This window comes from Streptomyces lincolnensis, assembly GCF_001685355.1.
Taxonomy (GTDB): domain Bacteria; phylum Actinomycetota; class Actinomycetes; order Streptomycetales; family Streptomycetaceae; genus Streptomyces; species Streptomyces lincolnensis.
Map to the genome: position 1 here is coordinate 3,491,395 of NZ_CP016438.1, position 11,549 is coordinate 3,502,943.

At 71.4% G+C, this 11,549-nt stretch carries 7 protein-coding genes; 4 read left to right on the forward strand and 3 right to left on the reverse strand.

The genetic code is table 11. From position 1 onward, the window contains the following. Window positions 1-10 precede the first annotated feature (10 nt). Together SLINC_RS15490 and SLINC_RS15495 are read left to right on the forward strand one after the other, a co-directional pair. A complete protein-coding gene (locus tag SLINC_RS15490; protein WP_067432499.1) occupies window positions 11-742 on the forward strand; it encodes an MBL fold metallo-hydrolase in 732 nt (243 codons plus the stop codon). A gap of 31 nt (window positions 743-773) precedes the next feature. Next, the gene (locus tag SLINC_RS15495) at window positions 774-1,583 is read left to right on the forward strand and encodes a DUF3097 domain-containing protein (RefSeq protein WP_067432502.1); all 810 of its coding nucleotides are present in this window, start codon (window positions 774-776) and stop codon (window positions 1,581-1,583) included. Between the two features lie 144 nt (window positions 1,584-1,727). On the opposite strand, the gene hemW is transcribed toward SLINC_RS15495, so the two are convergent. Further along, entirely contained in the window at window positions 1,728-2,960 is a 1,233-nt protein-coding gene (gene hemW / locus SLINC_RS15500) for a radical SAM family heme chaperone HemW (protein ID WP_067432505.1), read from the reverse strand. A 101-nt stretch (window positions 2,961-3,061) separates the two neighbouring features. Next, complete coding sequence (locus SLINC_RS15505; protein ID WP_182449166.1) at window positions 3,062-5,026, reverse strand: ATP-binding SpoIIE family protein phosphatase; 1,965 nt, start codon at window positions 5,024-5,026, stop codon at window positions 3,062-3,064. A gap of 192 nt (window positions 5,027-5,218) precedes the next feature. Here SLINC_RS15505 and SLINC_RS15510 point away from each other — a divergent pair, with 192 nt between their 5' ends. Both SLINC_RS15510 and SLINC_RS15515 read left to right on the forward strand, forming a co-directional pair. Further along, on the forward strand, window positions 5,219-8,989 hold the full coding sequence (locus SLINC_RS15510; RefSeq protein WP_067445364.1) for a HAMP domain-containing protein: 3,771 nt from the start codon (window positions 5,219-5,221) through the stop codon (window positions 8,987-8,989). Window positions 8,990-9,003: 14 nt separating this feature from the next. Then, the gene (locus SLINC_RS15515) at window positions 9,004-9,549 is read left to right on the forward strand and encodes a response regulator (RefSeq protein ID WP_067432511.1); all 546 of its coding nucleotides are present in this window, start codon (window positions 9,004-9,006) and stop codon (window positions 9,547-9,549) included. Between the two features lie 115 nt (window positions 9,550-9,664). Here the strand turns inward: SLINC_RS15515 and SLINC_RS15520 are convergent, their stop codons facing one another. Next, window positions 9,665-11,539 (reverse strand): AMP-dependent synthetase/ligase, encoded by a 1,875-nt coding sequence (locus SLINC_RS15520; protein ID WP_067445366.1) that lies wholly within the window; start codon window positions 11,537-11,539, stop codon window positions 9,665-9,667. Window positions 11,540-11,549: the final 10 nt, after the last annotated feature.

Below are 11,549 nucleotides of genomic sequence, written 5' to 3' on the forward strand. Positions count from 1 at the left end.
GCGTCGCGGTATGAGCGTGACTTGGGAAGAGTGCGGGTGGCAGCGACTGGCGACCGGAGTGGGCCGGTGCCGGCTGCCTGGCTGGGACTGTACGACCGGACTGGTCGTCGGCGAGGGCACGGCCCTGTTGGTCGACGCCGGGTCGAGCCTGGAGGAGGGCGCGCGGCTGCGCGCGCAGGCGGAGGAGCTGTCCGGTCACCGTGTGACTCATCTCGCCCTCACCCACCCGCACTTCGATCACGTCCTCGGTACGGCCGCCTTCGCGGGCGCCGAGGTGTTCGGTGCCGTGGGTGTCGACACGGTGATGGGTGGCCGGCACGGCCGTGAGGAGCTGCGCGGGGACGCGGTGCGCCAGGGGCTCGACGAGCGTCTGGCCGAGGAGGCGGCCGACGCGCTGGTGCCGCCCCGCCACCTTGTCTCCGGCGAGTGGACCCTCGACCTGGGCGGCGGCCGGCAGGTGCTCCTGGCGAACGTGGGGCCCGGTCATACGGCCCACGACCTCGCGGTCCTGGTCCCCGGTTCGCCCGAGGTGGTCTTCTGCGGGGACCTGGTCGAGGAGTCCGGCGAACCGCAGGCGGGCCCGGACGCCGTACCGTCGCAGTGGCCGGCCGCGCTGGACCGGCTGCTGGCCCTCGGCGGCGAGGACGCGCTGTACGTGCCCGGTCACGGAGCGGTGGTGGACGCGGCGTTCGTACGACGGCAGCGCGACGAGCTGGCGGCCCGTTTCGGCGTGTCGCGCTAGGTGGCCGAGGGCTTCTCCTATCGTCATCCGAATGCGCCAGTACTCTCCGGACCTGACCCCGCCGTGGAAGAAGCCCCGGCCCGTCCCCGAGGTCCCGGCGGAGCCCGGCCTGGTGGTGGAGGAGCCCGGCACCGGCTTCTGCGGCGCGGTGATCCGCTGCGAGGCGGGCACGGTGACACTGGAGGACCGCTTCGGCAAGCACCGCGTGTTCCCGATGGAGCCGCGGGGCTTCCTGCTGGAGGGCCGCGTGGTGACCCTGGTCCGGCCCACCGGTCAGGCCCCGGTACGGCCCACCCGGACCGCCTCCGGCTCGGTCGCCGTCCCCGGCGCCCGCGCGCGGGTGGCCCGCGCCGGCCGTATCTACGTCGAGGGCCGCCACGACGCCGAGCTGGTCGAGAAGGTCTGGGGCGACGACCTGCGCATCGAGGGCGTCGTCGTGGAGTACCTGGAGGGCGTGGACGACCTGCCGGCGATCGTGGCCGAATTCGCCCCGGGTCCCGACGCGCGGCTGGGTGTCCTGGTGGACCACCTGGTGCCGGGCAGCAAGGAGTCCCGTATCGCCCGGTCCGTGACGAGCGAACACGCGCTCGTGGTCGGCCACCCGTACATCGACATCTGGGAGGCGGTGAAGCCGTCGTCCCTGGGCATCGAGACGTGGCCCCGGGTCCCGCACGGCCAGGACTGGAAGACGGGCGTGTGCCGCGCGCTGGGGTGGCCCTCGGAGAACATGGGGGCGGTCTGGCAGGCGATCCTGAAGCGGGTGGGCTCCTACCGGGACCTGGAGCCGGAGCTGCTGGGCCGGGTGGAGGAACTGATCGACTTCGTGACGGCACCGGAGTGAGCACGTGGTTCTGGGGCTCCGCCGCCGGAGATTTTCAGCCCGTCCGGCGTTTGAGGACGAGGCCCCTCAAGGGCCGACAGCGGGGGTCTGGGGGCGACAGCCCCCAGGGATGGGACGGGTAGGGGCGGCGGGGGCGAAAACCCCTCAGTCCACCAGGTCGCGCACCACCGCGTCCGCCAGCAACCGCCCCCGCAGGGTGAGCACGGCACGCCCCTCCTCATAGGGCGCCTCCTGGAGCAGCCCGTCCGACAGCGCCCGACGCGACGCCGCAAGCCCCTCCGACAGGAGCAGATCCAGCGGCACCCCCTCCCGCAACCGCAGCTCCAGCAGAATCCGCTCCACCCGCCGATCCTCCTCCGACAGGAGTTCCCGACCGGCCCCCGGCGACCGCCCCGCGGCCAGCGCCCCCGCGTACGCACCCGGATGCTTCACGTTCCACCAGCGCACCCCACCCACGTGGGAGTGGGCGCCCGGCCCGGCCCCCCACCAGTCGGCGCCCCGCCAGTACAGCTCGTTGTGCAGACACCGCCCCGCGTCCGAGGTGGCCCAGTTCGACACCTCGTACCAGTCGAAACCGGCCGAGGACAGCATCGACTCCGCGATGAGGTACCGGTCCGCGTGCACGTCGTCGTCGGTCATCGGCACCTCGCCCCGGCGGATCCGCCGCGCGAGCTGCGTGCCCTCCTCGACGATCAGCGCGTAAGCGCTGACGTGGTCCGGCCCGGCCCCCAGCGCCGCCTCCAGCGAGGCCCGCCAGTCGTCGTCCGACTCCCCCGGCGTGCCGTAGATCAGATCGAGGTTCACGTGCGAGAACCCCGCCGCCCGCGCCTCCGCGACGCAGGCCTCCGGCCGCCCCGGCGTATGGGTGCGGTCCAGCACCTTCAGTACATGCTGCCGAGCGCTCTGCATCCCGAAGGAGACCCGGTTGAAGCCCCCCTCCCGCAGCGCGGCCAGGTAGGCCGGATCCACGGACTCCGGATTCGCCTCGGTCGTGACCTCCGCGTCGGCGGCCAGCCCGAACTCGTCGCGGATCGCGGACAGCATCCGTACGAGATCACCGGCGGCGAGCAGCGTCGGCGTACCCCCGCCCACGAACACCGTGCGGACCTCGCGCGGGTCGTCGCCGAGGACCTTGCGGGCGAGGCGGATCTCGTCGATCAGGGTGTCGGCGTAGTTGTCGCGGGAGGCGAGGACACCGCCGCTGCCGCGCAGCTCGGTGGCCGTGTAGGTGTTGAAGTCGCAGTACCCGCAGCGGGTCGCGCAGTAGGGGACGTGCAGATAGAACCCGAGGGGCCGGTCGGCCGCCCCGGCGAGCGCCGACGCGGGCAGGGCGCCGTCGTCGGGCACGGGCTCGCCGTCGGGGAGTGCGGAAGGCATGTCCCCATTGTCCCGCACGCCGGCACCGGCCCCGGACGGCCCGGCGGAAGCGGCCGCACCGGCCGGGAGGGGCAGGCGGTCAGGCTGGGAGGGGCAGGCGGTCAGGCCCGCTCCGCCTGGAGCACCAGCAGCGCCAGGTCGTCCTCCGGCGGGCGGGTCCCGAACTCGTGCACCAGCCGCCGGATGCGCTCCGCGATCAGCTCCGCGTCGAGCCCCGCGCACCCGGCGAGCGCCTCGGCGAGCCCGTCCTCGTCGTCGAACTGCCGTGGGCCGCTGCGCCGCTCGGTCACGCCGTCCGTCACGCACAACAGGCTGTCCCCGGGCCGCAGTTCGAAGGTCTCGCTGGTGTACGTCGCGTCCTCCACGACCCCGAGCAGGGTCTGCGGATGCGCGGCCGTACCGACCTCGCCGCCCGCCCCGAGGAGCAGTGGCAGCGGGTGTCCGGCGGAGGCGAGGGTGCAGCGCACTCCGCCGTCGAAGGGGACCAGTTCGCCGTAGAGGAGCGACAGGAAGCGGGTCTGCGGGCCGTCGCCCGGGGTGGGGGGCCGGCCGCTCGCGGAGGCCAGGGCGCGGGCCGCCGCGTCCGCCGCCTCCGTGGCGTCGTCGAGGAGGAGCTGGTTGAGGCGGTCCAGGACGTCGCCGACCGGGTAGCCCTCGCGGGCCAGCAGCCGCAGCCAGGGCCGGGCGAGACCGATCACGACGGCCGCCTCGGGCCCCTTGCCCTGGACGTCGCCGACGGCGAAGCACCAGCGGCCGTCGCCGGCCGGGAAGAGGTCGTAGAAGTCGCCGCTGGGCCCGCCCTTGTCGCACGGCTCGTACACCAGGGCGCTGCGCACCCCCGGTATCTCGGCGACCACGCCGGGCAGCAGACCGCGCTGGAGCACGGCGCTGATGGTGGCCTGGTGGGCGTACCGGCGGGCGGCGCCGATGGCGAGGGCCACCCGGCGGCCGAGGTCCTCGACGAGCCCGGTGATCTCGTCGGGGAAGGCGGGCACGCCGGACCGGCCGATGACCAGGGTGCCGAGCGGACGGCCGCCGGCGGTCAGCCGGTACGCCAGCGCGGCCCCGTGCGCGCCCAGCGCCTCGCTGGGCCAGCGGAAGGGGGCGGGGCCGGCCCGGGAGGGCCCGGGCGGGTGCGGCGGCTCCTTCTCCAGGGCGCGGCGCAGCTCCTCGATGCGGTTCTCGCTGCCGTGCCACACCCGGGCCAGCCGGGGGCCGTCGCCGCCGGTCCCGCCGGCCGGTCTGCTGCGGCCGGTGAACTCGTCCTCCAGCCAGACCGCGCACCAGTCGGCCAGCCGCGGCACGATCAGCTGTCCGGCGAGCGCGGCCACCAGGTTCTCGTCGAGCTGCCCGGCGAGCAGGTCGGAGGCCTCGGCGAGGAACGACAGGGCGCCCCGGTCGAGCCAGTCCCGCTCGTGCTCCGGACGGTGCGGGCGTCCCCGCTCGGGCGGGGCGGACCGCGGGGGCGGATCCGGCGCGAGTATCTCCGCGACGCGCAACTCGCGCTCCCTGGCGTACGCCTCCCGCGCGTCGGCGGTCGACTCCGCCTGCGCGGGCAGCCGCGCCCACACCGTCTTGGCGCCCGTGCGGAAGGTGATGCCCCAGGACTCGGCGAGCGCCGCCACCAGCCGCAGACCGCGCCCGTACTCCGGCGCCCCGGGCGTCTCGTACGACGGTTCGCCCGCGGTGTCGCGGGGCGCGCGCGAGGGATGGTGGTCCAGGACCTCCACGACGAGGGCGCCGGTCCCGGGCTCCAGCCGGCAGTCCACCTCGATGTCGGTGCCGGCGTGCACGACGGCGTTGGTGACCAGTTCGCTGAGGACGACCACGCCATCGCCGATCAGGCGGTCGGTGAGGTGCTCGGTGCCGGGCCGGCCGTCCTCGCGCCACTCGGCGAGCGCGGTGCGCAGCGCCGTCCGGGCGGAGCAGGGTGCGAGGGAACTGCCGGGCAGGGTCGCGTGCACCCGGGCGGGCGGATGCGCCTGGGCGCCCTGGTGTGCGCCTGGGGGCACAGGAGCATCAGAGGCAAGGGAAAGAGTCTCCCGTTGCGTCGGAATGGCCCCCATGTCCAGCTCCCCGAGCAGTTCGGACGAATACACCTCGATCGATGCGGACAGAGTGACAGACTGGCCACGCCCATAAGCGCCGAGTTACCGAAGTGGGCCGCCATGAGTGAGAACCGTGCTACGCATGTGCTCGAAGAGGGGCAGCAGGACGACCGGATCCGAGCATCGGATCTGCGTCCGCTGCTCGCCGTCATGACGGCCGCGCGGGACGGCAATTTCAGGAAACTCCCCGAGACGGGAGACGGCATCGCCGCCGAACTGACGGCGATCTTCAACCAGCTGGTCGACCGCAACTCCCATTTCACCGGCGAAGTCCAGCGCGTCAAGCGGGAGTTGATCCGGCACGGCCGGCTGGACGAGCGGCTGTCGCCGAGCCCGGGGCAGGGCGCGTGGACCTCCCGGGTCAACGATGTCAACCAGCTGCTGGACGCCCTGGTGGCACCGGCCGCGAACGCCACGCGGGTGCTCGACGCGGTGGCCGGCGGCGATCTGACCCAGCGGGTCGATCTGCACGACGGGAACCGGCAGTTGCGCGGCGATCTGCGGCGGCTGGGCCGGGCCGTGAACACGATGGTCGACCAGCTCTCCCTCTTCACCGGCGAGGTCACCCGGGTCGCCCGCGAGGTCGGCACCGAGGGACGGCTCGGCGGCCGGGCCAAGGTGACGGGCCTGTCGGGCAGTTGGCGGGACGTGACCGAGGCGGTCAACACCATGGCGTCCCGGCTGACCGCGCAGGTCCGTGACATCGCCCTGGTGACCACGGCGGTGGCCCGCGGCGACCTGACCCGCACGGTCACGGTCGAGGCGACCGGCGAGCTGCTCGAACTCAAGCTCACCGTGAACACGATGGTCGACCAGCTCTCCGCCTTCGCCGACGAGGTCACCCGCGTCGCCCGAGAGGTCGGCACCGAGGGGCAGTTGGGCGGCCGGGCGCAGGTGCGGGGCGTGTCCGGGGTCTGGAAGGACCTCACCGACAACGTCAACTTCATGGCGTCGAACCTGACTTCGCAGGTCCGCAACATCGCCCAGGTGACGACGGCGGTGGCCAACGGAGACCTGAGTCAGAAGATCACCGTCGACGCCCAGGGGGAGATCCTGGAGCTGAAGTCCACCATCAACACCATGGTCGACCAGCTCTCCGCCTTCGCCGACGAGGTCACCCGCGTCGCCCGCGAAGTGGGCACCGAGGGAAACCTCGGCGGCCGGGCCCAGGTGCGGGGCGTCTCCGGCGTCTGGAAGGACCTCACCGACAACGTCAACTTCATGGCGGACAACCTCACCTCGCAGGTCCGCAACATCGCCCAGGTCACCACCGCCGTCGCCAACGGCGACCTCTCCAAGAAGATCACCGTCGACGCGCGCGGCGAGATCCTCGAACTGAAGGACACCGTCAACACGATGGTGGAGCAACTGCGCGCCTTCGCCGACGAGGTGACCAGGGTGGCCCGCGAGGTCGGCACCGACGGCCGGCTCGGCGGGCGCGCCCAGGTGCTGGGCGTCTCCGGTGTCTGGCGGGACCTGACCGACAACGTCAACTACATGGCGGACAACCTCACCTCGCAGGTCCGCAACATCGCCCAGGTCACCACCGCCGTCGCCAACGGCGACCTCTCCAAGAAGATCGACGTGGACGCGCGCGGCGAGATCCTGGAGCTGAAGACCGCCATCAACACCATGGTCGACACGCTCTCCTCGTTCTCCTCCGAGGTCACCCGCGTGGCCCGCGAGGTGGGTTCCGAGGGCCAGCTCGGCGGCCAGGCACGGGTCGAGGGCGTGTACGGCACCTGGAAGCGCCTGACGACGAACGTCAACGAACTCGCGCTGAACCTGACCACCCAGGTCCGCGCGATCGCCGAAGTGGCCTCGGCGGTGGCCCAGGGCGACATGTCCCGCTCGATCACCGTGGAGACGCAGGGCGAGGTCACCGAGCTGAAGGACAACATCAACCTGATGGTGGCCAACCTCCGCGAGACGACCCGCGCGAAGGACTGGCTGGAGTCCAACCTGACCCGCCTGGCCGCCCTGATGCAGGGCCACCGGGACCTGATGGAGGTCGCCGACCTGCTGCTGCGCGAGCTGACACCGCTGGTGAACGCCCAGTACGGCGCGTTCTTCCTGGCGGATCCCGACGAGGACAGCGCCGCTCTGCGCACCACCGTCCCCGCGAAGGGGCTCGCCTTCATCGCCGGATACGGCTCCGCGCAGGGCGCGACCGTCGAGACCGGCGGCCTCCCGGTGCACGGGCTGGTCCGGCAGGCGGCACGCGAGAAGAAGCGGATCCTCGTCGAGGAGGCACCGCCGGACTACATCAAGATCAACAGCGGCCTCGGGGAAGCCGCCCCGGCCAGCGTCGTCATCATCCCGATCCTCTTCGAGGACAAACTCCTCGGCGTGATCGAGCTGGCATCCTTCTCCCGCTTCTCCGACGTGCACCTGGCGTTCTTCGACCAGTTCGTGAACACCATCGCCGTCGCGATCAACACCATCATCGCCAACTCCCGTACGGAGTCGCTGCTCGGCGAGTCCCAGCGGCTGGCCCGCCAGCTCCAGGAACGCTCCGACGAACTCCAGATGCAGCAGGCCGAGTTGCAGCGCTCCAACGCCGAACTGGAGGAGAAGGCCGCCCTGCTGGCCACCTCCTCCCAGTACAAGTCGGAGTTCCTGGCGAACATGTCGCACGAGCTGCGCACCCCGCTGAACTCCCTGCTCATCCTGGCGCGCCTGCTGTCCGACAATCCCGACGGCCATCTCTCCGACCAGGAGGTGCAGTTCGCGGCGACGATCCACCGGTCGGGCTCGGACCTCCTCCAGCTCATCAACGACATCCTCGACCTGTCGAAGATCGAGGCCGGCCGGATGGACGTACGCCCGAAGAAGCTGCCGCTGATCAAGCTGCTCGACTACGTCCACGCCACCTTCCGCCCGCTCACCCTGGACCGGGGGCTCGCCTTCGAGGTGGCGGTCGGCCAGGACGTGCCGCGCGAGATGTACTCGGACGAGCAGCGCCTCCAGCAGATCCTGCGCAACCTGCTCTCCAACGCGATCAAGTTCACCGCGACGGGCCGGGTCGAGCTGCGCGTCAACCGCATCAAGGACCCCGAGCACCGGCACATCCGCGACAGCGACGGCGACGACGTGATCGCCTTCGCGGTCTCCGACACCGGTATCGGTATCGCCGCCGAGAAACTCCCGGTGATCTTCGAGGCGTTCCAGCAGGCCGACGGCACCACCAACCGCAAGTACGGCGGCACCGGCCTCGGCCTGTCCATCAGCAGGGAGATCGCGGGCCTGCTGGGCGGCCGTATCGTCGCGGAGAGCGAGCCGGGCCGGGGCTCCACCTTCACGCTCTACGTCCCCGTCGTCAGCCCGGGCCACTCGGCGACCGGTCCCACCACCGAGGACCAGGTGCTGCCGGCGCCGGAGGAACTGTCCACCGAGGCCTACCCGACCGCCCACGACGCGGACGAGACCTGGCCGACACCCACCAAGCTGGAGGCGTGGCGGTCCGGCCGGGCGGGCCAGGTGCTGCCCGGCCGGCGGGTGCTGATCGTCGACGACGACATCCGCAACGTCTTCGCCCTCACCCATGTCCTGGGCCGTGTCGGCATGCCCGTCCTCTACGCGGAGAACGGCCGCGAGGGCATCGAGACCCTGGAGCGCAATCCGGACGTAGAACTCGTCCTGATGGACATCATGATGCCGGAGATGGACGGTTACGAGACCATCGCCGCCATCCGTCGCACCCCCCGCTGGACCGGTCTGCCCATCGTCGCCCTCACCGCGAAGGCGATGCCGGGAGACCGTGAGAAGTCCATCGCGCGGGGCGCCAACGACTACGTACCCAAGCCGGTGGACGTCGACCAGCTCCTGACCGTCGTCTGCGCACTCCTGGACCCCGACAGCGCCGAGGACGACGATGACGCCGAGGTCGAGGAGGCCGTGGTGCCACCGGCCGACGACTGAATGAGGCCCGTCACATGCGCGCTGAGGCAACGACCGACGACAGTGCCGGCATCCTCCTGGTCGACGACATGGAGGACAACCTGATCGCGCTGGAGGCCGTCCTGGGATCCCTCAACGAACCGCTCGTCCGCGCACGTTCCGGCGAGGAGGCCATGAAGGCCCTGCTCCGCCGGCAGTTCGCCCTCGTCCTCCTCGACGTCCGCATGCCCGGCATGGACGGCTTCGAGACGGCCGCCAACATCAAGCGGCTCGACCAGACCAAGGACGTCCCCATCATCTTCCTCACCGGCGCCGAGGACGACTCCGGCTACGCCTTCCGCGGCTACGCCACGGGCGCCGCCGACTACCTGGCCAAGCCGTTCGATCCCTGGGTCCTGCGGGCGAAGGTCAGCGTGTTCCTGGACCTGTACAGGAAGAACCAGCAACTGGAACGCCTGCTGGCCCAGCAACGGACCGATTACCAGGAGGTCGGCAAACGGCTGATGGCCTTGGAGGACGAGTTGACGGAACCCCAGCGCACCCAGGTGAAGGAACTACGGCGCCTTCTTGGGAAGCGCTGACTGGAGCTACCCAGGGGCGCGGGGCTGTGTCGATGTGCGGCTCCGCCGCGTGGGCGCGACCGGCCACGACGCACCGTTGGCCGCCAACGCACCCCGCACCCCCTCCCCAACCGCGCTACGCCTCGCGAGAGCCCGCGTACATCTCATCGATCAGATGCTTGTACTCCCGCTCCACAACGGGCCGCTTCAGCTTCAGGCTCGGCGTGATCTCACCGTGCTCCACATCGAGGTCCCGGGGAAGCAGCCGGAACTTCTTGATGGTCTGCCACCGCTGCAACCCCTCGTTGAGCTGCTTGACGTACCCCTCGACCATCGCCACGGTGACCGGGGCCGCCACGACCTCCGCGTACGGCTTCCCCTCCAGGCCGTTCTCCTTGGCCCAGTCCATGATGGACACCTCGTCCAGCGCGATGAGCGCCGTGCAGAAGTTCCGGTCCGCCCCGTGCACGAGGATGTTGGACACGTACGGGCACACCGCCTTGAAGTGCCCCTCGACCTCCGCGGGCGCGATGTACTTGCCGCCGGACGTCTTGATGAGGTCCTTCTTGCGGTCGGTGATCCGCAGATACCCGTCGGGCGACAGCTCCCCGATGTCCCCGGTGTGGAACCAGCCGTCCGACTCCAGCACCTCGGCGGTCTTCTCGGGCAGCCCGTGGTAGCCCTCCATGATGCCGGGCCCGCGCAGCAGGATCTCGCCGTCGTCGGCGATCCGCACCTCCGTGCCGGGCAGCGGCTTGCCGACCGTGCCGGTGCGGTAGGCCTCGCCGGGGTTCACGAACGAGGCGGCCGAGGACTCCGTGAGTCCGTAGCCCTCCAGGATGTGGATGCCGGCGCCGGAGAAGAAGTAGCCGATCTCGGGCGCGAGCGCCGCCGACCCGGAGACGCAGGCGCGCAGGTTGCCGCCGAAGGCCTCGCGGATCTTGGCGTAGACGAGCGCGTCGGCGACCTTGTGCTTGGCGGACAGTCCGAAGGGCGCGGACGCGGTGCCGGTGCGGCGGAAGGTGTCCTGCGCGGCCTTGGCGTACTCGCGGGCGACCTCGGCGGCCCACTGGAAGATCTTGTACTTGGCGCCGCCGCCCGCACGGGCCTTCGCGGCGACCCCGTTGTAGACCTTCTCGAAGATGCGCGGGACGGCCGCCATGTACGTCGGCCGGACGATCGGCAGATTCTCGATGATCTTGTCGACCCGGCCGTCCACGGCGGTGACGTGACCGACCTCGATCTGCCCGGAGGTCAGCACCTTGCCGAAGACGTGCGCGAGCGGCAGCCACAGGTACTGCACGTCCTCGCCGCTGACCAGGCCGGTCGCGGCGATGGCCTTGGCCATGTACGACCAGTTGTCGTGCGGCAGACGCACGCCCTTGGGGCGGCCGGTGGTGCCCGAGGTGTAGATGAGGGTGGCCAGCTGGTCCTTGGTGATCGCGGCGACCCGCTCCTTGACCACCTCCGCGTCCTTCTCCAGGCGGGCGGCGCCCCGGGCCTCCAGCTCGGCGAGGGTGAGGACCCAGTCGCTGGTCTCGACACCGGCCGGGTCGATGACCACGACGTGGGTGAGGTGGGGCAGCTCGGCCTTCTTCTCCACGGCCTTGGCGAGCTGGGCCGCGTCCTCGGCGATCAGCACCCGGGAGTCGGAGTCGGAGAGGATGAACGCCGACTCCTCGGCGTTGGTCTGCGGGTAGACCGTGGTGGTGGCCGCGCCGGCGCACATGATGCCGAGGTCGCCGAGGATCCACTCGATCCGGGTCGAGGAGGCGAGGGCGACCCGCTGCTCCGGCTGCACCCCCAGCTCGATCAGACCGGCCGCGATCGCGTACACGCGCTCCGCGGCCTGCGCCCAGCTCAGCGACTTCCAGTCGTCCGGCCCCTGGCCGGAGGCCGGCGGCACGGGATAGCGGTACGCCTCGGCGTCCGGTGTGGCCGCAACGCGCTCCAGGAAGAGGGTCGCCACACTCGGCGGACGGTTCTCGATCAGTGTCTGTGTGTCGCTCACGACATCCTCC

Coding starts and splice junctions, on each gene's coding strand:
- hemW (WP_067432505.1), bottom strand. CDS start 2,960: ATGCCTTCCGCACTCCCCGACGGCGAGCCCGTGCCCGACGACGGCGCC.
- SLINC_RS15510 (WP_067445364.1), top strand. CDS start 5,219: ATGACGGCCGCGCGGGACGGCAATTTCAGGAAACTCCCCGAGACGGGA.
- SLINC_RS15490 (WP_067432499.1), top strand. CDS start 11: ATGAGCGTGACTTGGGAAGAGTGCGGGTGGCAGCGACTGGCGACCGGA.
- SLINC_RS15505 (WP_182449166.1), bottom strand. CDS start 5,026: ATGGGGGCCATTCCGACGCAACGGGAGACTCTTTCCCTTGCCTCTGAT.
- SLINC_RS15495 (WP_067432502.1), top strand. CDS start 774: ATGCGCCAGTACTCTCCGGACCTGACCCCGCCGTGGAAGAAGCCCCGG.
- SLINC_RS15515 (WP_067432511.1), top strand. CDS start 9,004: ATGCGCGCTGAGGCAACGACCGACGACAGTGCCGGCATCCTCCTGGTC.